The sequence below is a fragment of the Brevundimonas sp. genome, assembly GCF_032017145.1.
Taxonomy (GTDB): Bacteria; Pseudomonadota; Alphaproteobacteria; order Caulobacterales; family Caulobacteraceae; genus Brevundimonas.
Window position 1 is genome coordinate 1 of record NZ_DALZQC010000060.1, and the last position, 20,362, is coordinate 20,362.

At 66.8% G+C, this 20,362-nt stretch carries 26 protein-coding genes, 3 tRNA genes and 1 pseudogene; 17 read left to right on the forward strand and 13 right to left on the reverse strand.

What is annotated here, in order from left to right:
• The 7 genes from RTU05_RS11025 to RTU05_RS11055 all read right to left on the reverse strand — a co-directional run.
• Nucleotides 1–1,009 (reverse strand): ribonuclease E/G (locus RTU05_RS11025; RefSeq protein ID WP_312598246.1); only part of this gene is annotated, 1,009 nt, incomplete at its 3' end.
• Entirely contained in the window at nt 1,006–1,587 is a 582-nt protein-coding gene (locus RTU05_RS11030; RefSeq protein ID WP_312598248.1) for a Maf family protein, read from the reverse strand. The genes RTU05_RS11030 and RTU05_RS11025, both read right to left, overlap by 4 nt.
• 18 nt (nt 1,588–1,605) lie before the next feature.
• Nucleotides 1,606–1,824, reverse strand: coding sequence for a translation initiation factor IF-1 (infA, locus tag RTU05_RS11035; RefSeq protein ID WP_008261544.1), 219 nt, complete (start codon nt 1,822–1,824; stop codon nt 1,606–1,608).
• A 103-nt stretch (nt 1,825–1,927) separates the two neighbouring features.
• Complete coding sequence (locus RTU05_RS11040) at nt 1,928–2,395, reverse strand: UPF0262 family protein (protein ID WP_312598250.1); 468 nt, start codon at nt 2,393–2,395, stop codon at nt 1,928–1,930.
• Entirely contained in the window at nt 2,392–2,892 is a 501-nt protein-coding gene (locus RTU05_RS11045) for a DUF2948 family protein (RefSeq protein WP_312598252.1), read from the reverse strand. Before RTU05_RS11045 ends, RTU05_RS11040 begins: the two co-directional genes overlap by 4 nt.
• Nucleotides 2,882–4,171: a UDP-N-acetylglucosamine 1-carboxyvinyltransferase gene (murA, locus tag RTU05_RS11050; RefSeq protein ID WP_312598254.1), complete on the reverse strand. Its 1,290-nt coding sequence runs from the start codon at nt 4,169–4,171 to the stop codon at nt 2,882–2,884. Before murA ends, RTU05_RS11045 begins: the two co-directional genes overlap by 11 nt.
• A 108-nt stretch (nt 4,172–4,279) precedes the next feature.
• Nucleotides 4,280–4,549, reverse strand: coding sequence for a hypothetical protein (locus tag RTU05_RS11055; RefSeq protein WP_312598256.1), 270 nt, complete (start codon nt 4,547–4,549; stop codon nt 4,280–4,282).
• 81 nt (nt 4,550–4,630) lie between these two features.
• On the opposite strand from RTU05_RS11055, the gene RTU05_RS11060 reads away from it, so the two are divergent.
• Nucleotides 4,631–4,705: transfer RNA gene (locus RTU05_RS11060), tRNA-Thr, on the forward strand.
• 67 nt (nt 4,706–4,772) lie between these two features.
• On the opposite strand, the gene RTU05_RS11065 is transcribed toward RTU05_RS11060, so the two are convergent.
• From RTU05_RS11065 to lipB, 4 genes are all read right to left on the reverse strand, one after another.
• Nucleotides 4,773–5,363, reverse strand: a complete 591-nt coding sequence (locus RTU05_RS11065; RefSeq protein ID WP_312598258.1) for a hypothetical protein — start codon at nt 5,361–5,363, stop codon at nt 4,773–4,775.
• A gap of 48 nt (nt 5,364–5,411) precedes the next feature.
• Nucleotides 5,412–5,906 (reverse strand): peptide-methionine (R)-S-oxide reductase MsrB, encoded by a 495-nt coding sequence (gene msrB / locus RTU05_RS11070; RefSeq protein WP_312598260.1) that lies wholly within the window; start codon nt 5,904–5,906, stop codon nt 5,412–5,414.
• Nucleotides 5,907–5,980: 74 nt separating this feature from the next.
• Entirely contained in the window at nt 5,981–7,465 is a 1,485-nt protein-coding gene (locus RTU05_RS11075) for a hypothetical protein (RefSeq protein ID WP_312598262.1), read from the reverse strand.
• Nucleotides 7,466–7,594: 129 nt separating this feature from the next.
• Nucleotides 7,595–8,311 carry a lipoyl(octanoyl) transferase LipB gene (gene lipB, locus RTU05_RS11080; RefSeq protein ID WP_312598263.1) on the reverse strand — a complete coding sequence of 239 codons (717 nt, stop codon included), beginning with the start codon at nt 8,309–8,311 and terminating at the stop codon, nt 7,595–7,597.
• A gap of 9 nt (nt 8,312–8,320) precedes the next feature.
• Here lipB and RTU05_RS11085 point away from each other — a divergent pair, with 9 nt between their 5' ends.
• The 7 genes from RTU05_RS11085 (at nt 8,321) to RTU05_RS11115 (ending at nt 13,677) form a co-directional block, all read left to right on the forward strand.
• The gene (locus RTU05_RS11085) at nt 8,321–8,629 is read left to right on the forward strand and encodes a FliM/FliN family flagellar motor switch protein (protein ID WP_312598265.1); all 309 of its coding nucleotides are present in this window, start codon (nt 8,321–8,323) and stop codon (nt 8,627–8,629) included.
• 81 nt (nt 8,630–8,710) lie between these two features.
• Nucleotides 8,711–8,795: transfer RNA gene (locus RTU05_RS11090), tRNA-Leu, on the forward strand.
• A gap of 65 nt (nt 8,796–8,860) precedes the next feature.
• Nucleotides 8,861–10,279: a magnesium transporter gene (gene mgtE, locus RTU05_RS11095; RefSeq protein WP_312598267.1), complete on the forward strand. Its 1,419-nt coding sequence runs from the start codon at nt 8,861–8,863 to the stop codon at nt 10,277–10,279.
• An 81-nt stretch (nt 10,280–10,360) separates the two neighbouring features.
• A complete protein-coding gene (locus RTU05_RS11100) occupies nt 10,361–11,506 on the forward strand; it encodes a glycoside hydrolase family protein (RefSeq protein ID WP_409411618.1) in 1,146 nt (381 codons plus the stop codon).
• Nucleotides 11,507–11,549: 43 nt separating this feature from the next.
• Nucleotides 11,550–12,719, forward strand: a complete 1,170-nt coding sequence (locus RTU05_RS11105) for an isovaleryl-CoA dehydrogenase (protein WP_312598270.1) — start codon at nt 11,550–11,552, stop codon at nt 12,717–12,719.
• 29 nt (nt 12,720–12,748) lie between these two features.
• Nucleotides 12,749–12,937, forward strand: coding sequence for a DUF3008 family protein (locus RTU05_RS11110; protein WP_312598271.1), 189 nt, complete (start codon nt 12,749–12,751; stop codon nt 12,935–12,937).
• A 101-nt stretch (nt 12,938–13,038) separates the two neighbouring features.
• Nucleotides 13,039–13,677 (forward strand): exopolysaccharide biosynthesis protein, encoded by a 639-nt coding sequence (locus RTU05_RS11115; RefSeq protein WP_312598273.1) that lies wholly within the window; start codon nt 13,039–13,041, stop codon nt 13,675–13,677.
• 251 nt (nt 13,678–13,928) lie between these two features.
• Here the strand turns inward: RTU05_RS11115 and flaF are convergent, their stop codons facing one another.
• Both flaF and flbT read right to left on the reverse strand, forming a co-directional pair.
• Complete coding sequence (flaF, locus tag RTU05_RS11120) at nt 13,929–14,291, reverse strand: flagellar biosynthesis regulator FlaF (RefSeq protein WP_312598275.1); 363 nt, start codon at nt 14,289–14,291, stop codon at nt 13,929–13,931.
• A complete protein-coding gene (flbT, locus tag RTU05_RS11125; protein ID WP_312598277.1) occupies nt 14,251–14,673 on the reverse strand; it encodes a flagellar biosynthesis repressor FlbT in 423 nt (140 codons plus the stop codon). The genes flaF and flbT overlap by 41 nt, the downstream gene beginning before the upstream one ends.
• A 146-nt stretch (nt 14,674–14,819) precedes the next feature.
• Between flbT and RTU05_RS11130 the strand changes: the two genes are divergently transcribed.
• The 9 genes and pseudogenes from RTU05_RS11130 to RTU05_RS11165 form a co-directional block, all read left to right on the forward strand.
• Nucleotides 14,820–15,263 carry a hypothetical protein gene (locus RTU05_RS11130; protein ID WP_312598279.1) on the forward strand — a complete coding sequence of 148 codons (444 nt, stop codon included), beginning with the start codon at nt 14,820–14,822 and terminating at the stop codon, nt 15,261–15,263.
• A 16-nt stretch (nt 15,264–15,279) separates the two neighbouring features.
• Nucleotides 15,280–15,474, forward strand: coding sequence for a hypothetical protein (locus tag RTU05_RS11135; protein WP_312598281.1), 195 nt, complete (start codon nt 15,280–15,282; stop codon nt 15,472–15,474).
• A 61-nt stretch (nt 15,475–15,535) separates the two neighbouring features.
• Nucleotides 15,536–16,396 carry a MoxR family ATPase gene (locus RTU05_RS11140; protein ID WP_312598283.1) on the forward strand — a complete coding sequence of 287 codons (861 nt, stop codon included), beginning with the start codon at nt 15,536–15,538 and terminating at the stop codon, nt 16,394–16,396.
• Nucleotides 16,397–16,469: 73 nt separating this feature from the next.
• The gene (locus tag RTU05_RS11145; RefSeq protein ID WP_312598285.1) at nt 16,470–17,273 is read left to right on the forward strand and encodes a methyltransferase type 11; all 804 of its coding nucleotides are present in this window, start codon (nt 16,470–16,472) and stop codon (nt 17,271–17,273) included.
• A 116-nt stretch (nt 17,274–17,389) separates the two neighbouring features.
• Nucleotides 17,390–18,031: a YfbR-like 5'-deoxynucleotidase gene (locus tag RTU05_RS11150; RefSeq protein ID WP_409411619.1), complete on the forward strand. Its 642-nt coding sequence runs from the start codon at nt 17,390–17,392 to the stop codon at nt 18,029–18,031.
• Nucleotides 18,032–18,035: 4 nt separating this feature from the next.
• Nucleotides 18,036–18,968, forward strand: a complete 933-nt coding sequence (locus RTU05_RS11155; protein WP_312598287.1) for an NrtR DNA-binding winged helix domain-containing protein — start codon at nt 18,036–18,038, stop codon at nt 18,966–18,968.
• 87 nt (nt 18,969–19,055) lie between these two features.
• A tRNA-Ser gene (locus RTU05_RS11160) sits at nt 19,056–19,145 on the forward strand.
• A gap of 104 nt (nt 19,146–19,249) precedes the next feature.
• Nucleotides 19,250–19,438, forward strand: a pseudogene (locus RTU05_RS18320) (DUF6538 domain-containing protein); the annotation flags it as partial.
• 12 nt (nt 19,439–19,450) lie between these two features.
• Nucleotides 19,451–20,362, forward strand: a 912-nt coding sequence (locus tag RTU05_RS11165) for a site-specific integrase (protein ID WP_312598289.1), incomplete at its 3' end; no start/stop codon positions are given.

Consider the following 20,362-nt stretch of genomic DNA (forward strand, 5'->3'; position numbering starts at 1 on the left):
CGGCGGCGACGGCGGGGTCCGGCCGAACGCCGGCGCGCGGCCCCAGACGTTCGGCCAGGCGAGCCGCAATGGCCGCCTCCTCCGGCGTGCAACGTGCGACGATGCGGGGCGCAGCCGTATCGGCCAACAGATGTCGCCTCAACCTGCGGACCAAAGCCTGGGCGCGGGTCTGGAGCGAAGGTCGGCCATAGACGTCCAGCAGCACGTCCTCCAGCGGCGTGTGACGCCAGGGCAAGGATAGCTCCAGCAGGCCGAACCGGCTGACGGGGCCGAACACCGCCTGCGCCTCATGGCCGAAGGCGGCGCGAACCGCCTCGGACTGCGCCGCGGCGTCACGCCCGTCCCCGACCAGATCGACGACCACGAGGCCGCCCCAGCGGCGCAGGCCGAGCAGGCGCGCGGCCTGGTTCAATCCCTCGCGATTCGCCGCCGCCCGGCCCTGCTTCGGATCACGGCCTGGCGTGGGCGCATGATCGATGTCGACGGCGATCAGGGCGCGGGTGCGCTCCAGCGACAGGTCGAGGCCATGCGACGCAAACAGATGCGTTCGCGACAGCGCCTCCTCCTCGGCCTCCATGACCGCGTCGATGGCGGCGATCCCAACGACCGATTCCTCGTCGGGCGCGAGCGCGCGCAACTGGTCGGTGACGCTCGGCCCAGCCTGAATCAGGCGCGGCGCGCCCTCCCCCGGCCCCAGGCGGCGAACGACGGCGCCCTTGCCGATTCGCGGCTCCACCGAGACCACGACTTCTAGCCTTTGCCCCTGGGTCAGCCGATCATTGCGATTGAAGGGCAGGAAAGCGGGCGCACCGACGCCCAGATCGACGAAGGCGCCGCGCAGGCCGGGATTGACCTCGACCACCCGCCCGATGGAACGGGCGCCCAGCCGCGTCTGCGCCACGTCGCTCTCGCGCTGAATAAGAAGATGGGTGAACCGGCCGTTTCGCAGGATCGCGCCGCGCGTCTCGCCCGGCGTTTCGTCGAGGAAGACCTCGACCTGCCCGCTCATGGCCGCCAACCGACGCCGTGCAGCAGTTGAACGGCCTCATACAACGGCAGGCCCATCACGGACGGATGGCTGCCGACGATTCGCTGAACGAAGGCGCCGGCCGGTCCCTGGATGCCATAGGCGCCCGCCTTGCCGCGCCAGTCCCCGGTGGCGACATAGGTCGCGATCTCGTGGTCGGACAGCGGTTTGAAGGCGACACGGGTTTCGCTGACGCGCGAGGACAGTTTGCCGTCCCGCACCACGGCGACGCCGGTGAAGACGCGGTGATTGCGGCCGGACAGAAGTTTCAGAAAACGAGTCGCCTCCGCCTCGTCAGCCGCCTTTTCCAGAAAGCGGCGACCGACCGCCACCACCGTATCGGCGGCGATGACCACCGCCTCGGGCCGACGCGCGGCGACCACCTGCGCCTTGGACGTGGCGAGACGTTCGGCCAGACGCGGCGGAGTTTCGCCCTTCAGCGGCGTCTCGTCGATATCGGCGGGATCGACATGGTCGGGTGTGACGCCGACCTGCGCCAGCAGTTCGATGCGACGCGGGCTGGCCGACGCCAGCACAAGTTCAGGACGGGCCCCAGACACGGAAATGCCGGCCTGCCCTTACTTGAAGCGATAGGTGATGCGACCCTTGGTCAGATCGTAGGGGGTCATTTCGACCAGCACCTTGTCGCCGGCCAGCACGCGGATGCGGTTCTTGCGCATCTTGCCGGCGGTATGGGCGATGATCTCGTGGTCGTTCTCAAGCGTCACGCGGAAGGTGGCGTTCGGCAGCAGTTCGCTGACGGTGCCGGGAAACTCGAGCAGTTCTTCCTTAGCCATGCGGCCTCTCACGCCCGTCTGAAATGCGTTCAGCCCCACGCCGGGCGGGCGCGTGGGGCGGAATGGAGGGGCCTAATGCCCGAAAACGCAGAGATAGTCGAGGTCAGCCGCGACGGTAGAGGGCGCACAGCAGCGTAAACAGCCGCCGCGCCGTCTCGTGATCGACCACGATCTTGCCGTCCAGCCGCGACTTCAGTTGTTCGGCGCCTTCGTTGTGCAGACCGCGCCGGCCCATATCGACCGATTCGATCTGGCTGGGGGACGATCCCCGCAACGCCTCGTAATAGCTGTCGCAGATCAGCAGATAGTCCTTCAGCACGCCCTTCAGCGGCGTCAGGCTGATGGCGTAGGTGCGGGTGAAATCCTCGCCGTCGATGTCGAACACCAGACGATTGTCCTGGAGCGACAGCTTCAGCCGATACGGACCACCCGGCGCCCCCTGGGGTTCGAAGCTGTTCTTCTCCACCAGATCGAAGATGGCGACGCGCCGCTCATGCTCGATCTCGGCCGTCGCGGCCGGCAGGGTCGCGGCGTCCAGTTCGACGGAGGCCAGCGTGTGCGGACCGCTCATGCCGCATTCCCCTTGTCCAGTTCCAGGGCGTCCAGTTCGGGGCCGTCCAGATGGGTCGGCGCGATCCGCGCGGGCCAGCGCTCGGAGATGTCCGTGACCACCGCGTCCAGGCATTCCACGTCGATCCGCAGGTCGCCGCCCCCGGCGAACATGAGGATGACGCGGCCGCCAGGCGTCTCGGTCGGAATGAAGTCCAGCGCCAGCAGCTCCAGCGAGGCGTCCGGGCTGCGTGACAGACGACGGCTCTTGACCGCCAGCACGTCGCCGAACTGCATGGCGCACATCACCCGCGTCCCGCCGCATTCCCAGCAGAAGCGGCTGAAGGCGATGGTCAGGGTGCGCGCCTGCTTTTCCCAGACGATATCGACGGGCCGCAGGATCGCGTCCTGCAGCGCGGCGGAAATGATCTGAAGATCGTGGGCGTCCTCCGCCAGCAGGCGCAGCGGCTCGACCGGCGTGCTGGGAACGGGCGGAACCGCGTCGATCTCAGTGCTCATCACCTGTTCCCTTGATGCGTCGGATGTCGGCGCCGCACGCGCCGAGCTTTTCCTCCAAACGCTCGAACCCGCGATCCAGATGATAGACGCGCCCGACGGTCGTCTCGCCCTCGGCCACCAGACCCGCGATCACCAGGCACATCGAGGCCCGCAGATCGGTGGCCATGACCTGGGCGCCGTGCAGAACCTCGACGCCCGTCACCTGGGCCTCGCCGGCGTGGACCGAAATCTCGGCCCCCAGACGCGCCAGTTCCGGCACGTGCATGAAACGATTCTCGAAGATGGTTTCACGCACCGTGCTGACGCCCTCGGCGGTCGTCATCAGGGCCATGAACTGCGCCTGCAGGTCGGTGGCGAAGCCGGGATAGATGGCGGTTTCCACATCGACGGCCTTCAGCCGCTGCTTCGGATCGCGTTTGATCAGCACCCCGTCGGCGGTGGGCGACACCTCGACGCCCGCCTCGATCATCTTGTCGGTCAAGGACGAGATCAGTTCGGCGCGCGCCTTGGTCAAGCGCACCTCGCCCCCCGCCATGGCGGCGGCGACGGCGTAGGAGCCCATCTCGATCCGGTCGGGAATCACCGACCAGGTCGCGCCGTTCAAGGACGAGACGCCGGTGATGGTCAGGACGTCGGTGTCGATCCCATCGATCTTGGCGCCCATCGCCGTCAGGCAGTGCGCCAGATCGCCGATCTCAGGCTCACGCGCGGCGCGACGCAGAACCGTCGTGCCCTGCGCCAGCACCGCCGCCAGCAGGGCGTGTTCGGTCGCCCCCACGGAGACGAACGGGAATTCGATCTCGGCGCCGCGCAGCCCCCTGGGAGCGCGAGCGGTCACGTAACCTTCTTCCAACTCGATCTCGGCGCCCAGGGCCGTCAGGGCCTGAAGGTGCAGGTCCACCGGACGCGCGCCGATGGTGCAGCCGCCGGGCAGCGACACCTTGGCCTCGCCCGTGCGCGCCAGGAGCGGCCCCAGCACATTGAACGAGGCCCGCATCTGGCGAACCAGGTCATAGGGGGCGAAGGTCGAGGTCAGGTCCTTGGCGTGGAACAGGCTCTCCTGCCCGTCCGCCCCGTCCCGCTCGGTCACCTCCACGCCGAACTGGCGCAGCAACTGCCCCAGGAACCGTGTGTCCGCGAGACGCGGCATATTGGTCAGCAGCAAGGGCTGATCCGTCAGGATCGAGGCGGCCATCAGCTTGATGGCGGAGTTCTTGGCGCCGCTGACGGGAATGTCCCCGAAAAGCTGGGCGCCGCCGTGAATGGCGATGCTGTCCATGTGGTCCTTAAGCGCGCCCGAAGGAAACGCTTCGGGGGGGGGGGGAGGGTTCTGTAGCAAGCCGGCGGGCGCTTGCCAAAGGGCTGGGCGGCGACGCACCGATGACTTTCAGTTGCTGTCTCTAGGCGCCGCGGGGGTCCGGGCCGGCGCCTTGCGCCGTTTCAGATTGGCGCGAAGGGCGGCGGCCATACGGATGGCCTTCTCGGCCTTGGCGCGCGCCGCCTCGGACTGGGCCGGTTCGGGCGCGACGGCGGTCGAAGGCGGGGCATCGGCCCTGTCCGGCGATTCGACGCACAGGGGCGCAGCGGCGGCTGGCGGCGTAACGGCGTCGTGCGGAGAGCGAGTCATGAGCCGCAGAATGCCGCGATCACGGGCCATGTCCAAACTTTCTTTCAGATCGTCAAAAAGCCGCTTCCCTCCCCGGAAGGGTTTGGCTATACGGCCGCTTCCTCAGTCGGGGCCGCCGTAGCTCAGTGGTAGAGCGCATCCTTGGTAAGGCTGAGGTCGTGGGTTCGATTCCCCCCGGCGGCACCATCTGAGAACTGAAAAGGCCCGGCTTTCGCCGGGCCTTTTTGCATTCGGGTCTATCGTTTTCGGCCGTTCAGTCGAAGGCGGACATTCGGCCTCGGTAGGGATCGCGTTCATCCGAATCGCGATCCTTGCTCCAGCTGAAGCCCATCGACAGCGACTTGCTGGTGGTGTCGGCGCCATAGCCGCGCGCACGCACGCCGTAGGGTGAATAGAAGCCGGGGCCCGCCAATCCATAACGGCCCGGATAGCCGTAGCCGTAGCCCCACGGCTCGTTGCGCGCCTCGCGATAGGCCAGGTCCAGCCGCCCGTTCTCGCCGACCGGCATGGAGACCGCCGCGCCATAGGTGCGATAGCCGCCGGTGCCGATCCCCGCCTCGACCATGCCATGCATCTGACGGTCATCCTGGGGACCGGGCGCGGGCGCCTCTTCGAAGCTGGCGCCCGGCGTGCGATTCGAGATCCAGTTTTGAATCTGCTGTTCCGTGGTCATGCCATGCGGCTGGGCGTCCTGCGCCGTCGGCGCGGAGACGGCGGCCTGGGGCGCGGCGTTCATGGCCTGGGCCAAGGTCGGAGCGTTCGTCGGGGCGGTGGCGACCACCCCGTCCGGGTCCGCGCCCGGCGCCATCAGGGCCACGCCTGCCAAGAAACCTGCAATCAGCATTTCGCCTCTCCCTTCGGCATCATCCTAGCACGGCGAATAAGGCCATGGTCAGGCGTTTCCGTCGCCGCGCTTCAAGGGGTCCGGCAAGGGCTCACCCTCCGAGACGAACGACAGGGCCACGGAGTTGATGCAGTAGCGATTTCCGGTCGGCGGCGGGCCGTCGGGGAAGACATGCCCCTGGTGGCTGCCGCACCGGGCGCACTGGGTCTCGATGCGGATCATGCCGTAGCTGGTGTCGCGGATTTCGTGGACATGGGCCGCATCGACCGGCTCGGTGAAGCTGGGCCAGCCCGTGCCGCTCTCGAACTTGGTGCGGCTGCGGAACAGCGGCAGGCCGCATTCGCGGCAGCAGAAGACGCCGACCCGCTTCTCGCCCAGCAGCGTCCCGCAGAACGGCGCCTCGGTGCCGTGCGACAGCAGGACGCGCTTCTCTTCGGGGTTCAGATCCGCCTCCAGCCGGGCGCGCTCCTCGGCGTCAGGCGGGGTCAGATCGTAGCCGGAGGGCGAGCGCAGGGTTTCGGCGTGGGCAGCGAGATCGGTCATGGTCTGCAAATGGGAAGGGGCGGGCCGAGGTTCCACCCCTGCCCGCCCCTTGCGCCTCTCAGACTACCGCGAAGTTACTGGAACAGGGTTCCGACCCAGGCGCGCACGGCCGCTTCGTCGGTGGCGTCGCCGGTATAGGCCAGGCCCTGCGCCGGGGTGAAGGGCGCGTCATTGCCGCGCTGGCGCGTCGTCCAGGCTTTGTGGCCATAGGTCAGCTCGGCATAGTTCGACGGCAGGCGCAGCACGGTGGGCTCGATGAAGATCGAATCCTCGGCCGTGACCGATCCCGCCAGCCGCACGTTCGGCAGGCGGGTCAGCAGGTCCAGCGTGTCCAGGCAGCCGCTGGTGCAGCCGCCGTCCACCAGAACCACCACCGGCCCGGCGACCGGATTGGCGGCGCCCGTATCCGCGACGGACGGACGGCCCGGCAGGGTGAAGGTGGGCTGATTGGCGGCCAGGGCCGAATCGAAGGCGGCGACGATGGCCTGGGTCTGTTCGATCACCGGGCCGGATTCGGCGACGAAGCGCGGATCGGCCTGCATCCGGGTCAGGGTGTCGACGAACCACTGACGATTGGCCTGGGTGGCGCGATAGGTGATCGAGCCGGCCTCGGGCTGGCGGCTGACGGTGAACTCGGGCGTCCAGATGCGGTTGGCCAGGCCATAGCCGCGCCCCGTGGCGTTCAGCGAGGCGCCGTTCGCCCCGCGCAGGTCGATGACCAGGCCCTGCGGCCCGCGAATGGCCGGAAGCTGCGCCTCGACAGCGGCGAAGAAGGCGTCCCAACCGGCGTCGTCCGCCAGGGTGTGGACGTTGATCCAGGGCCGACCGTTCACCGTCTCGATCGACAGCGGATCGGCGCCCGGCACATAGACGGTGGCGCGATAGGCGGCCTCCAGGCCGGCGGCGTCGGCCGGCTGGGGCTGCATCTGGAAATCGCGGTCGCGACGGCCGACCTTGAAGGTGCATTGCGACGGCACGCCGCCGGTGAAGGGATTGTTGCGGTTCCACAGCAGATAGGGCGCGGTGCGGACCCGGCCGGCCTCGGTGGTCAGGTCGCCTTCCCAGCGATCCAGCCGCTCGTCGGCCAGTTGCGCGGCGGTCTTGTCCCCGCACTTCACCAGGGTCGCCCCGACCGGCGGCACATTACGCACGCCGGGCTTCACATAGGAGACGACATATTCGCCGTTGCGCCACGCCGTGGTCACGCCGGGCCAGCTGGTGGCGAAGAACGGCCCCAGACCCTCGTAGGTCGGGCGGATGGCGATGTTCGAATCGCGGAAGCCGTTGGCGTAGTAACGCATCAGATAGGCGTGGCTGTCGCCGCTGTTGACCTGGCCGACCTTGCCCTTGGCCTCGGCCAGGCCCGTGTCGATCCAGCTGCGGAAGGCTTCGCTGGGCGCGCCGGGAATCACGGCGGCAGGATGGTTCGCCGCAAGGGCGTCGTGCGCGGCCTGGAGATCCTGCTGGGCCAGGGCGCGGAAGTCCTGGGCGACGGCCGCACCCGCGGCGACGGTCAGCGACAGAACGGCGGCCGATGCGGCGGCGATCATGCGGTTCATGGGGTTTCCTGCGGTTTTCTCAAAGGTAAACGCTTGGCCAGCGTTAAACCTCATGCGTCCCGCGCTTGCCAACCCCGCCTGACCCGATTTCGCCGCATTGTCACATGCGACCCAGCGATGCAGCGCGACTTAGACCGGCGCTTTCGCGGTCGTCACCGTCCCGAACAGCGAAACGAAACTGCGCCGCAGCGCCGCGTCCGCCTCGTCCAGCGTGGCCAGGACGCCCAGATCGACCAGGCTGGTCACGCCATGCTCCTGAATGCCGCAGGGCACGATGCCGCCGAAATGATCCAGGTCCGGTTCGACGTTCAGACTGATCCCATGGAAGCTGACCCATTTGCGGACCTTGACGCCGATCGCCGCGATCTTGTCCTCGCGCGACCAGCCCGGCCCTTTGCGCTCCACCCAGACCCCGACCCGGCCCGGACGGACGTCGGCGACCACGCCGAAGTCGGACAGGGCGCCGATCAGCCACAGCTCCAGCCCGCGCACGAAGCAGCGCACGTCCCTGCCCCGCCGGTTCATGTCCAGCATGACATAGCAGACCCGCTGTCCCGGCCCATGATAGGTGAACTGCCCCCCCCGCCCCGTGCGGTGGACGGGGAACCGACCGGCGTCCAGCAGGTCCTCGTCCTTGGCCGAGACCCCGGCGGTGTAGAGCGGCGGGTGTTCCAGCAGCCAGACCATCTCTGACGCCTCTCCCGCCGCGATGGCGGCGACCCGCGCCTCCATGAAAGCCTCGGCGGCGGCATAGTCGACATAGCCGTCGGACACCGCCCATTCGACGGGCCGGCCGTCGTCGAGACGCAGTTTCTGAAGGGACGGACTTAACGGCTCAGCAAGCATGAGGCTTCAATGTGGGCGCGAAGGCGTTTCCGCAAGGGACGGCCTTGCCGTGACCGAGAGCTTTTCGTGACCCAGATCAACGCCGTCGATGTCGAAATCTCAGTCGTCCTGGGGCGTTCGGTACTGCCGATGTCGCAACTGCTGCGCATGGGACGCGGCGCGGTGATCCCCCTGGATGTGGCCGAGGGCGACGAGGTGTGGATCCTGGCCAACAACTATCCGGTGGCGCGCGGCGAGATCGAGATTCGCGACGACCGCATCGCGATCACGGTCACCCGCCAGGCCGACGTCTATGATTTCATGGCCGGGTCGGCCTGATTTGCGGACGTCCATGACGCCGCTCAATTCGCCCCTTTCCTTTTCCAACGGCTTCGTCTATTCGCCGCCGCTCCGATGCGAGCGGTCGTGGCGGAATTGGTAGACGCGCAGCGTTGAGGTCGCTGTGGGGCAACCCGTGGAAGTTCGAGTCTTCTCGACCGCACCATCTGGCTAAACAGGGCGATTCATCGGCTAACTCCGGCTGGACACACTACCAAGGAAGGCGACAACGTGAGCACCACGGACAACGCCTTTGCGCCAGCCGAAGCGCCTGATACCGAAGACCACGCCGCCCTGGACGAGGACTATGTCCTCACCCCGGCCTTCGTCGAAAAAGTCGTGGACGCCGCCGACGACGGCGACGGGATGCGGCTGCGTTCGCTGCTGGAAGACCTGCACCCCGCCGACGTCGCCGACCTGATGGGCTTCCTGACGGCCGAGCATCGCGCGGTCGTGGTGTTGTGGCTGCCGCCGGAGTTGCTGGCCGAGACCCTGCCCGAGCTGGACGACGGGATTCGCGAAGAGGTGCTGGAGCGCGTGCCGCACGGCACTCTGGCGGAGGCCCTTCAGGAACTGGATTCCGACGACGCCGCCGCCGTCGTGGAGGATCTGGAGGACGATCAGCGCGAGCGCGTGCTGGCCGCCATGCCCGAGATCGACCGGGCCGCCATCGAAAGCAGCCTGGGCTACGCCGAGGAGTCGGCCGGCCGCCTGATGCAGCGCGAGGTCATGGCCGCGCCCCAGTTCTGGAGCGTGGGCGACACCATCGACCACATCCGCAAACAGGGCGACGACCTGCCCGAACTGTTCTTCGACATCTATGTGGTCGATCCGGTCAACCGGCCGGTCGGCGGCGTGGCCATCAGCGCCCTGTTGCGCGCCCCCCGCAGCGCGGCCCTGACCGATCTGATGGAGCCGGTGAACGAGATCACCGTCGATCAGGACCAGGAAGAGGTCGCCTACATCTTCGAGAAATACCACCTGATCTCGGCGCCCGTCGTCGATGCGGGCGGGCGGCTGGTCGGCCAGATCACCGTCGATGACATCGTCAACATCATTCAGGAAGAGAACCGCGAGGACATCCTGCGCCTAGCCGGTGTGGCCGACGAGGATCGCGGCTCCTCGGTGCCAGAGATCGTGCGGGGCCGCGTGCCCTGGCTGGCCATCAACCTGGCCACGGCGGCGGCGGGCGCCAGCGTCATCGGCCTGTTCGAGGCCACCATTCAGCAGATCGTGGCCCTGGCCGTCCTGATGCCCATCGTGTCGGCCATCGGCGGCAATGCGGGCACCCAGGCCCTGACCGTGACCGTGCGGGCGCTGGCGACCCGCGAACTGAACTCGGCCAACGCCATGCGGACCTTCCTGCGCGAACTGGTCGTGGGCCTGGCCAACGGCCTGATCCTGGCGCCCCTGATCGGCGTCGCGGCCGGATTCTGGTTCCGTGACGAGGATTGGAAGATCGGCCTGGTCATCGGCGCGGCCATGATCCTGAACCTGCTGGTCGCCGCCATCATAGGCGTGCTGACGCCGCTGACCCTGTCCAAGCTGAAGTTCGACCCGGCCGTGTCGTCGGCCGTCTTCGTGACCGCGACCACCGACTTCTTCGGCTTCCTGATCTTTCTTGGTCTGGCCACACTGGTGCTGCTCTAGACCGGGCGCGATCCAGCGTCCGGCGCGGCCCTTGCTGAGGACGGTGCGAACGCCACGCGCCTGTCTTCAATTGGGTCAACTTTGTCCGACGTCCTAGCCAAACCGACCAGGGTCTCCCGCGAGGGGGTCCTTCTGATCAAGAGCTTCGAAGGGTTTCGCCCTCGGGCCATGCTCCGTGGCGACGGCCGCTGGGTCATCGGCTATGGCCACACCCGGTCCGCACGCGAAGGAGCGGCGGTGTCGGAGGCCGAGGCCGAGCTTCTGATGCAGTACGACCTGTTGCCGGTGGTCAAGGCGGTGGTCGATCATGTTAAGGCGCCGCTGAACCAGCACCAGTTCGACGCCCTGGCCAGTTTCGCCTTCTCCATCGGCGCCGAACGGTTCGCGACCTCCGACGTGGTGGCTCAACTGAACGCGGGCCAGGCGCGACAGGCCGCCGTCGCCATGAGCGCCTGGGCGGATGACGCCGCCGCCGAAAAACCCGCGCGCCGCCGCTCGGCCGAACACGCCCTGTTCAACGCCGCGCCCGGCGCCCCAGTCACCCTGGCCGATCTGCTGGCCGCGCCCCTGCCGTCTCCTTTCGACACATCGCCTAACGCCCTGCCCGCAGTCGAGCGCGTGCTGGACGAGGCCGTGGCGCCCTTCCATGTCGTCGAACAGGGCGCCGAAACGGCAGCGACGCCCGCGCCTCTGGCCGAAGCGGCCTATCCCGCAAAGGCCGTCGGCCCCCTCGCCGACATCGCCCCCCTGACGAGCCAAACGGTCCAAGCCGCCCCCGTCGTCGCGGCGAACGACGCCCATGATCCGCTGGTTGGACAGCCCGTCGAGAACGCGCCGACCGAGCTCGCGCCCGAACCCTCCAGCTTGGTGCTGACCGCACCCGGCCCGGCCGCCGAAGCCGCCGCGCCGACGCCTGTCGATCCCGCCCTGACGGCGCTGGATCCCGATTTCACGCCGCCGGATCAGGCGCTGGGGGTGCGCGAGGTCGTGGCGCGCGCCAAGGCGTCGCGGCGCGCCGGCTTGGGCGAACTGGTCACCTTCTTCGCCATGGGCGCCCTGGGCATGGTGTCGCTGGGGGTCGCCGCCGCCGCCTTTCAACGCGCTTCGGCGACGCGCAGCGGCGACACGGCGACGGTGGCCTGGGTCCTGGCCCTGATCGCGGTCGCCTGTATCGGGGTGTCGGCCTACAACCTCTATCGCCGCTGGGGCCGTCCCGACCGCGACTGACGACGCTTGGCGAAGACCCGTGCGCGATGCTACCCCGTTGTGCATGAGCATTCCCTTCGCGCCTCAATCCATGGAATTCGGCCTTGGCGAGAACGCCGACGCCATTCGCGACACCACGGCCCGCTGGGCCGCCGATCGTCTGGCCCCTCTGGCGGCCGAGATCGACGAGAAGAACGAGTTCAAGCGAGAGCTGTGGCCCGAGATGGGCGACCTGGGCCTGCACGGCGTCACCGTCGAGGAAGAGTTCGGCGGCCTGGGCCTGGGCTATCTCGAACATGTCGTGGCGATGGAGGAGGTCAGCCGCGCCTCCGCCTCGATCGGCCTGTCTTACGGCGCCCACTCCAACCTGTGCGTCAACCAGATCCGCCGCTGGGGCACGCCTGAACAGAAGCAGAAATATCTGCCCAAGCTGATCAGCGGCGAACACGTCGGCTCCCTGGCCATGTCCGAGGCCGGGTCGGGTTCGGACGTCATGTCCATGCGGACCCGCGCGGATCGTAAGGGCGACCATTACGTCCTGAACGGGACCAAATTCTGGATCACCAACGCGCCCCACGCCGACACACTGGTCGTCTATGCCAAAACTGATCCCGACGCCGGATCAAAGGGTTGCACCGCCTTCCTGATCGAAAAGGGCATGAAGGGATTCAGCGTCTCCAAGAAGCTGGACAAGATGGGGATGCGGGGCTCGGACACCGCCGAACTGGTGTTCGAGGACTGCGAAGTGCCGCAAGAGAACGTCATGGGGCCCGTGGGCGGCGGCGCGGGCGTGCTGATGAGCGGCCTGGACTATGAGCGCGCCGTCCTGTCCGCCGGACCGCTGGGCATCATGCAGGCGGCGCTGGATGTCGTCTTGCCCTACGTGCGCGACCGCAAACAGTTCGGAAAGCCCATCGGCTCCTTCCAGCTGATGCAGGCAAAGGTCGCCGACATGTATGTCGCCCTGACCAGCGCCCGCGCCTATGTCTATTCGGTCGCTCGCGCCTGCGACGCCGGGCTGACCACGCGCTATGATGCGGCGGGCGCGATCCTGCTGGCGTCGGAGAATGCGGTGAAGGTGTCGCTGGAAGCCGTTCAGGCGCTGGGCGGCGCCGGCTATACCAAGGAATGGCCGGTCGAACGGCTGGTCCGCGACGCCAAACTCTATGACATAGGCGCCGGCACCAACGAAATCCGTCGCTTCCTGATCGGGCGGGAACTGCTGGGCGGCTGACGGCTTGTCTCCGCCAGAGGAGACATCCGATGCCCGCAAAATCCGCAGCCCAGCAAAAGGCCGCCGGCGCCGCCCTGTCGGCCAAGCGCGGCGACACGCCCAAATCCGAGCTGAAGGGCGCGTCCAAGTCCATGGTCGACAGCATGACCGAAGATCAGCTGGAGGATCTGGCGCACACCAAGCGCAAGGGCAAGCCAGACCACGTTGCGGAAAAATAGTCGCATTTCGCAATTATTCGACCGTCTCGCCAATCTGTAGGTGGCGATGAAACCGTTGCGCGCCTAGATGGCCCGAACCCTCCAGCCGAGCGCCCGTCCTGATGCCCGCCCTACCGCCTGAGAACGACGACCTGAGGCGGTTCTCCGACGTTCTGGAGGAAATCGGCGAGAGCCCCGATCCCAAGCTGAAGCTGGAAGAACTGGTCGCGGCCTTCGGCGAACGCGGCTTCGGGGCCATGATCCTGATTCTGTCGATGCTGGCCCTGCTGCCCTGGCCGCCGGGCGGCAAGGCGGTGTTCGCCGTGCCGATCATACTGATGTCGCTGGAGCTGGCGTTCCAGCGCGACGCCATCTGGCTGCCTCGTTGGGCGCTGAACGCCTCGATCAGCCGTCCGGCCTATCGCGCTGGCGTCTCGCGCATCATGAAGATGGTGCGCTATGTCGAAAACCTGACACGGCCGCGCATTCCTTTCCTGACGGGCGAGATCGCCGACACCATCACGGGCCTGGTCTGCGTGGTTCTGGCGCTGATCATGGCCCTCCCCATCCCGTTCGGCGATGCGCTGCCCGGCATCGCCCTGGTCTTCTTCGCCCTGGGCATGATGCAAAGGGACGGCGTGGCCATCCTGCTGGGCGCGGTCGCGTCCGGCGCCTGCGGCCTCTATCTGTTCCTGATCTGGCGAACGGTGATCGAGGTCGCGCACCATGCGGCAAGCTGGATGGCCCGGATTTTTCACTGACCGGCCAAAGCAAAAGGGCCGCCGGATCGCTCCGACGGCCCTTCATTGCCTGATCGCAGAGGATCAGGCCGCAACGTCAGTCTGAAAGGATCAGACCAGGGCCTTTCCGAGGCCCAGGGTCGCGGCCGTCGCTCGCGATTGATGACAATGAGACACTGGATCACCTCCTTTCGACTGTTGAACAGGGAGGTCGAACGTAAGCCGTCTCAACGCCTTGCGCCAATAGGCTTCGCGTTTTCGTGAAGTCGCGCTCAGACCGCCTGCGCCGCGCCGGACAGACCCTGCATGATCATGCGGTTGATGTCGATCAGCTCCTGGAACGTCTCCTCGCCCCGCATCACCGCAGAGGAGTGACGATTGACGAACAGGCTCAGCGAAATGATCTGGGCCCGTACGGGATTGGCCAAGCCGTTGCCGGAGTCGCTGCAATCGCCGGCCAGGGCCGACCACAGCCGCCTGTTCCAATCCAGGGCGTCGATCCGGCCGGCGATGTCCGAGGAATCCAGCGTGGAGGCGTGAACCAGCGCGCGCGTGACCTGACCGAACAGCCGGTACTCCAGGTCGCGCGGGCTCTCAGCCCTCGCCGTCGCCGCTGTGTAGGCCTGAAGCGACATTCAGCACTCTCTCTTCATACTCGACAATCTTCCGCGCCGACATCAGGGCCTTGTAGTATTCGCGCGCCAGCACGTGACGCGAGGCCGACACGCACTCCGCCAATATGTCGGGGTTCTGCGTCGCGCCCATGAATTCCGTGATTCGAAGCGCCAGTTCGTCGTAGAATTTGGACGCGGCGCTCTCGTCCAGATACATCATCATGATCGGGAAATAGATGCGGCGTGCGGGGGTCGTGACGTCCTCGGCCTGCATGATGTCCTTTTCCCGCAGGACGCTGGCGCGGTTCTGCAGGATCAGCACGCCGCGGCGATCGCCGTTCTGAACCACGGCGCCGTTCAGAACGAATTTCTCGCCGGGTTTCAGCGACAGCTTCAGGGCCATTGAGGACCGAACTCCAGGCAGCGTCCCCATGGACAGGCTTGATGCGCGCCACCCTAGCCCGTCATCGGTTAACCATCCCTTGTGCGACAGCGCGACGGGAACACCTATCGCCGACCCGGCGTTTGCCTGTGACAGAGGAGGCGACCATGCCGGACAACGATTATCAGGACGATCAGGAACAGTCGGAAACCTTCGACGAAACCCACCTGGACGACGAGGGCGACGGGGATTTCCTGCTCGACGAGGCCGATCAGGTTCTGGACGTCACCCAGGCCGAGGGCGACGCCGACAACGAGGAATTCGATCCGGACGCCGAGATCGATCTGGACGACCAGCTCGCGCTGGACGGCGTCGAACGCGAGGCCGACGCCCTGCTGGGCGTCGACGGCGAGAACCGCAGTCAGCTCGACGCCGACGGCGAACCCGCTTCGGCCGCCGACGAGATCGAACTGGTCTATTCCGGCCTGATGGAGAACGAACGGGGCGCCCAGGCCAGCGCCGCCCATTGGGAAGCCAAACGCCTGTCCGACGACGACATCTCCGACCTGGGCTATGGCCCGGACGGCGATCAGGACGTCCCCGCGAGATAACAGAGAGGATCAAGCCATGGATCACGAAAAAGCCCGCAACGACGCCCACCCCGACGCTCCCCACGCCAAGCGTGCGGAAGGCCAGGTCGAAAAGCCCGATCAACTGGACAAGATCGACAAGACCGAGAGCCGCCAGGAAGCCCTGGTCGATGAGGGGCTGGAAGAAACCTTCCCCGCCAGCGACCCGGTTTCGGCCAAACGCATCACCTGATCGCTGTTCACGTCGATGGCGATACGCTACCCACTTCGTGGAAACACGGAGTGGGTTTTTCATGAGCCGTTTCGAAGGCACCGACCGCTATATCGCGACCGACGACCTGAAGGTGGCGGTCAACGCCGCCGTGGCGCTGGAGCGTCCGCTGCTGATCAAGGGCGAGCCGGGCACGGGCAAGACGGTCCTCGCCTATGAGATCGCCAAGGCCTTCGACGCCCCCCTGATCACCTGGCACGTCAAGTCCACCACCAAGGCCCATAACGGCCTGTACGAATACGACGCCGTGAGCCGACTGCGCGACAGCCAGCTGGGCGAGGAGCGGGTCCACGACGTCCGCAACTATCTAAAGAAGGGCAAGCTGTGGGAAGCCTTCACCGCCCCGGTCCGGCCCGTCCTTCTGATCGACGAGATCGACAAGGCCGACATCGAGTTCCCGAACGACCTGCTTCAGGAACTGGACCGGATGGAGTTCTACGTCCAGGAAACCGACGAGACCATCCGCGCCGAGGTTCGGCCCATCGTCATCATCACATCGAACAATGAAAAGGAGTTGCCGGACGCCTTTCTGCGCCGCTGCTTCTTCCACTTCATTCGTTTCCCCGACGCCGACACCCTGTCGGCCATCGTCGACGTCCACTTCCCCGGCATCAAGCCGCGCCTGGTGTCAGAGGCGCTGAAGACCTTCTACGAGATCCGCGACACGCCGGGACTGAAGAAGAAACCGTCCACCTCCGAACTGCTGGACTGGCTGAAGCTGCTGCTGGTCGAGGACATCGACGCCGAAACCCTGCGGGAAAAGACGCCCAATCGTCTGATTCCGCCGCTTCACGGCGCGCTTCTGAAGAACGAGCAGGACGTGCATCTGTTCGAACGACTGGCCTTCCTGAACCGCCGGGAAGGCGCGCGTCCCGGCGGCTGAACCCCGCCTTACCGCGATTTCACTGGAACGCCGGACCATAGCGCGCAGAATAGGGGCCAAGAGAGGTTCGACCATGCGTCATGTCCTGATTTGCCTTGCCCTCGCGTCCGGCCTGTCCGCCTGCGACGGCGAGAACTCGGTGCGGATCACCACCACCCAGTCCAGCGACGATCAGAAGACCGGCGTTCTGAAGGTGATCGACACCCTGCAATGCCCGGACAATCTGGGCGTCCTGACCCGAAAGGGCCTGGCGGCGGCCGGCGGCGCCAACTGCGTCTATGGCGGCCCCAAGGGGTCGGATGTCGTCCTGCATCTGGTCCGACTGGACGGCCGTCCGGTCGATGACGTCCTGCGCGATTTCGAAGACCGCGTCAGCGCCGAACTGCCGGCGACCTCGGCCCGACTGGCCCCCTCGCCTGCCGCCGAGGCGGCGCCGGCCGCCGCCGCGAACGGCGAAGAAACCGCTTCGGTCCAGGCGCCGGGCGTCAACATCCAGACCCGGGGCGAAGACGCCTCGGTGCGCCTGCCCGGCCTGCGGATCGAAACCCAGGGCGACAACGCCAGCGTCCGCATCGGCGGCATCAACATCCAGTCCAAGGACGGCCAGAACGCCCGCACCGAGACCTCGACGGTCAGCGTGGATTCCAACGACAAGTCGACGCGCGTACGCACCCGCGCGCCAGGCGCGGCGACGCGCATGACCTATATCCTGTCCGACGACCAGCCCGCCGACGCCGGTTGGCGCCGTGTGGGCTTCGAGGCGCGCGGTCCCGCCGGCGGGCCCATCGTCATCGCCGTGGTCCGCTCCAAGGATCGTCGCGACGGCGGGGTGTTCGACGACGCTCGCGATCTGGTGGCGCTGAACGTCGGCCGCTGAGGCCGCCCCAAAGCCGCATGACGGTGCGGGATAGTTGGCCGGATCGACGGGCGACGCTTGATCCCGGCGCGTCTTTGCGCCACCTGACCGTCCCGTAAGCGATCAGGACACGTCCCTTGGCCGAGCGCCCCCCCAAGAAGAACGCCCCCCGCGCCTGGCAGCGTATGTTGTCGGGCCGCCGCCTGGATCTGCTGGACCCCTCCCCCTTCGACATCGAGATCGAGGACATCGCCCACGGCCTGGCCCGTGTCGCGCGCTGGAACGGCCAGACCATCGGCGAACACGCCTTTTCGGTCGCCCAGCACAGCGTGGTGGTCGAGGAGATCGCGGCGCACATCAAGCCGGGCCTGGACCCGAAATGGCGCCTCGCCGCCCTGCTGCACGACGCCTCCGAATATGTGATCGGCGACATGATCTCGCCCTTCAAGGCCGCGCTGGGCTCGGGCTACAAGGATTTCGAGGCCAAGCTGGAGGCCGCAATCCACCTGCGCTACGGCCTGCCGCCCAAGACGCCGCAGACCATCAAGACCCTGATCAAGAAGGCCGACAAGGCCTGCGCCTTCTTCGAAGCGACGCAGTTGGCCGGTTTCACCGAAAAGGAATCCCTGGGCTTCTTCGGCAGACCGCCCGCCGGCTACAGCCTGGTGATCGAGCCGCAGCCCGCCCCTGTCGCCCAAGCGCGCTATCTGGAGCGTTATCGCGTCCTGGCCGGAGCGGTCGGCCTGATCCCCGCCGACGACGCCTGGCACACGGAATAGGACCATGACCCAGGGGGCTGAGGACGGCGTTCGCATCGGTCTGTCGGCCGTCGTCATGACGCTTCAGGCCCGGCGGGCGGTCGTCCTGACCACCCCGGCCGAGGACGGCGCCCGCGCCCTGCCCTTCGGCCCCTTCGACCCCGCGCGCGACCGAACGTTCGAACGGGCCCTGCGCGACTTCGTGACCGTCCAGACCGGGTTTCGCCTGGGCTTCGTCGAACAGCTCTACACCTTCGGCGACGCCGGCCGCGCCTCGCCGCGCGCCACACCGGGACCGGGCCGCCATCGCGAGGTCTCGGTCGGCTATTTGGCCCTGACGCCTGACGCCGCCCAGGGCCAGACCCACGATGCGCGCTGGGACGCCGTTTTCGATCATTTTCCTTGGGAGGATCGCCGCCTCCCGGCGCGGCCCGATCTTGGCGAACGCCTGATCGCCTGGGCCGACGGCGACGAAGCGCGCCTGACCCGCGCACGCGGCCTGTTCGCCCTGACGCCCGATCACCGCTGGAACGAGGAGCGGGTGCTGGAACGCTACGAACTGCTCTACGAGGCGCGCCTGGTGTCGGAGGCGTGGCGCGACGCGGGCCGGCCCGCCCCCATGCCCCTGGCCGGTCGCCCCATGGCGTCCGACCACCGCCGCATCTTGGCCACCGCCCTCGGCCGGCTGCGCAGCAAGCTGAAATACCGTCCGGTGCTGTTCGACCTGACCCCCGGCCTGTTCACCCTTTCGCAGTTGCAGACAGGGGCCGAAGCCGTCTCGGGCCTTGGCCTGCACAAGCAGAACTTCCGCCGCGGGGTCGAACGCACGGGCCTGGTTGAACCCACCGGACAGATGTCCTCCGCGACCGGCGGCCGCCCCGCCGAACTGTTTCGATTCAAGGGTGTGGACGACCAGACCGGCGCCGCGCCCGGCCTGTCCCTTCCGGCCCAAAGATAGCGTCGGATTTCTTTCACAGACCGCTTGCGAACCGCAGCGGCTCCGATTAGAGAAGCCCCTCGCTCGACCAAGCGATATCGGCGCCGCGGAGAGGTGGCAGAGTGGTCGAATGTACCGCACTCGAAATGCGGCGTGCCTGGAAGGGTACCGTGGGTTCGAATCCCACCCTCTCCGCCACCGGCCCCAAGGGCCTATACGCAGCCTGAAATCCTTGCCTTACAAGGCCTTGGCGTCCTAACCTGTTACAACAGGTGCTACAAAAGTGGGTGGACGTCCCTACCGTGCAACGGGTTGCAAATCAGCAGTTCCTATATCGCCGGGGCTCGACACTTTATTTCCGTCGCGGCGTCCCGAAGGCCGCCCGTAAAGCCTTCGATGGCAAGCGCGAGGTGGTGGTATCCCTCGGGACCTCCAGCGTAGCGGAGGCTCGCCACCGCCTAGCTATCCGCCTTCGCGAGTTCGACCGGACCTTAGCTCGCGCCATGAAGCGTTCGGACCCAACGCTCACGACAGAAGCAATGGCCCCGGTGACGGCAGCGGAAGTCGATGAGGCTGTTCGCGGATGGTTCGCCGAACGTCTGGATGAGAAGGCGGCAAATGATTTCGGTCGTGATAGCCCCGAAGTCCGGCTCCATCTGGAGGACAACGCCCACTACGAGGGCCTCCTGCTCGCAGGCCTCAGACCTGGCCCCGCCAAACTGGACCGGCAGCTACAGACAGAATGGATCGCCGACCACCTGATCCAACTTCACGGATGGGCGATGGGTCAAGACAATCCGCTTTATCGGCACCTGCTTAGCCGGGTGGCGCGGGGAGAACTGGAACTGGGCCGCCGTGTCCACGAGGAGATTGAGTTCGCTCCTATGGCCCAGCGGGACGCCTTCTTCGGCGAAGAAGCCTATCGGACAGACATTGAGCGTCGCCGAGATCGCAAAGGGCGACGCGTCGTCCGCATCATGGCCCTGTTCGACGCCTATGTAGCGGAGGCTGAGTGCAAGCCCGCCACTGTGAAGGCATGGCGTCAGTGCTTGAATAACCTCGTTGCCCACCTCAAGCACGACGACGCTACCAAGGTCACGCCACACGATCTTGTGGCATGGAAGGAGTATCTGGCGACACCGAACGCGGACGGGATAAAGCGTTCGGCCCGGACCATTCGTGATAAATATCTCGCCGCCGCGAAGACCCTGTTCAAATGGGCGGCCGACAACCACAAACTGGAGGCCAATCCGGCAGCCAGCATCAATATGAGAGTTCGCAAGAAACCCCGGCTTCGCGAAGCTGGTCTCACGGATCATGAAGCGTCTCTGATCCTCTCGGCTAGCCTCAACCACCAGCATGATCTTCCCCCGAGAAAGTGGACGGGGTTAAGCCGCTCTGCGTTCGGCCTCGGC

Excerpts from the sequence above, each read along its gene's own strand:
- infA (WP_008261544.1), bottom strand. The coding sequence starts at position 1,824 with ATGGCTAAGGAAGAACTGCTCGAGTTTCCCGGCACCGTCAGCGAACTG.
- RTU05_RS11040 (WP_312598250.1), bottom strand. The coding sequence starts at position 2,395 with ATGAGCGGTCCGCACACGCTGGCCTCCGTCGAACTGGACGCCGCGACC.
- RTU05_RS11045 (WP_312598252.1), bottom strand. The coding sequence starts at position 2,892 with ATGAGCACTGAGATCGACGCGGTTCCGCCCGTTCCCAGCACGCCGGTC.
- murA (WP_312598254.1), bottom strand. The coding sequence starts at position 4,171 with ATGGACAGCATCGCCATTCACGGCGGCGCCCAGCTTTTCGGGGACATT.
- RTU05_RS11055 (WP_312598256.1), bottom strand. The coding sequence starts at position 4,549 with ATGGCCCGTGATCGCGGCATTCTGCGGCTCATGACTCGCTCTCCGCAC.
- RTU05_RS11065 (WP_312598258.1), bottom strand. The coding sequence starts at position 5,363 with ATGCTGATTGCAGGTTTCTTGGCAGGCGTGGCCCTGATGGCGCCGGGC.
- msrB (WP_312598260.1), bottom strand. The coding sequence starts at position 5,906 with ATGACCGATCTCGCTGCCCACGCCGAAACCCTGCGCTCGCCCTCCGGC.
- RTU05_RS11075 (WP_312598262.1), bottom strand. The coding sequence starts at position 7,465 with ATGAACCGCATGATCGCCGCCGCATCGGCCGCCGTTCTGTCGCTGACC.
- lipB (WP_312598263.1), bottom strand. The coding sequence starts at position 8,311 with ATGCTTGCTGAGCCGTTAAGTCCGTCCCTTCAGAAACTGCGTCTCGAC.
- RTU05_RS11085 (WP_312598265.1), top strand. The coding sequence starts at position 8,321 with ATGTGGGCGCGAAGGCGTTTCCGCAAGGGACGGCCTTGCCGTGACCGA.
- RTU05_RS11105 (WP_312598270.1), top strand. The coding sequence starts at position 11,550 with ATGAGCATTCCCTTCGCGCCTCAATCCATGGAATTCGGCCTTGGCGAG.
- RTU05_RS11110 (WP_312598271.1), top strand. The coding sequence starts at position 12,749 with ATGCCCGCAAAATCCGCAGCCCAGCAAAAGGCCGCCGGCGCCGCCCTG.
- RTU05_RS11115 (WP_312598273.1), top strand. The coding sequence starts at position 13,039 with ATGCCCGCCCTACCGCCTGAGAACGACGACCTGAGGCGGTTCTCCGAC.
- flaF (WP_312598275.1), bottom strand. The coding sequence starts at position 14,291 with ATGTCGCTTCAGGCCTACACAGCGGCGACGGCGAGGGCTGAGAGCCCG.
- flbT (WP_312598277.1), bottom strand. The coding sequence starts at position 14,673 with ATGGCCCTGAAGCTGTCGCTGAAACCCGGCGAGAAATTCGTTCTGAAC.
- RTU05_RS11130 (WP_312598279.1), top strand. The coding sequence starts at position 14,820 with ATGCCGGACAACGATTATCAGGACGATCAGGAACAGTCGGAAACCTTC.
- RTU05_RS11135 (WP_312598281.1), top strand. The coding sequence starts at position 15,280 with ATGGATCACGAAAAAGCCCGCAACGACGCCCACCCCGACGCTCCCCAC.
- RTU05_RS11140 (WP_312598283.1), top strand. The coding sequence starts at position 15,536 with ATGAGCCGTTTCGAAGGCACCGACCGCTATATCGCGACCGACGACCTG.
- RTU05_RS11145 (WP_312598285.1), top strand. The coding sequence starts at position 16,470 with ATGCGTCATGTCCTGATTTGCCTTGCCCTCGCGTCCGGCCTGTCCGCC.
- RTU05_RS11155 (WP_312598287.1), top strand. The coding sequence starts at position 18,036 with ATGACCCAGGGGGCTGAGGACGGCGTTCGCATCGGTCTGTCGGCCGTC.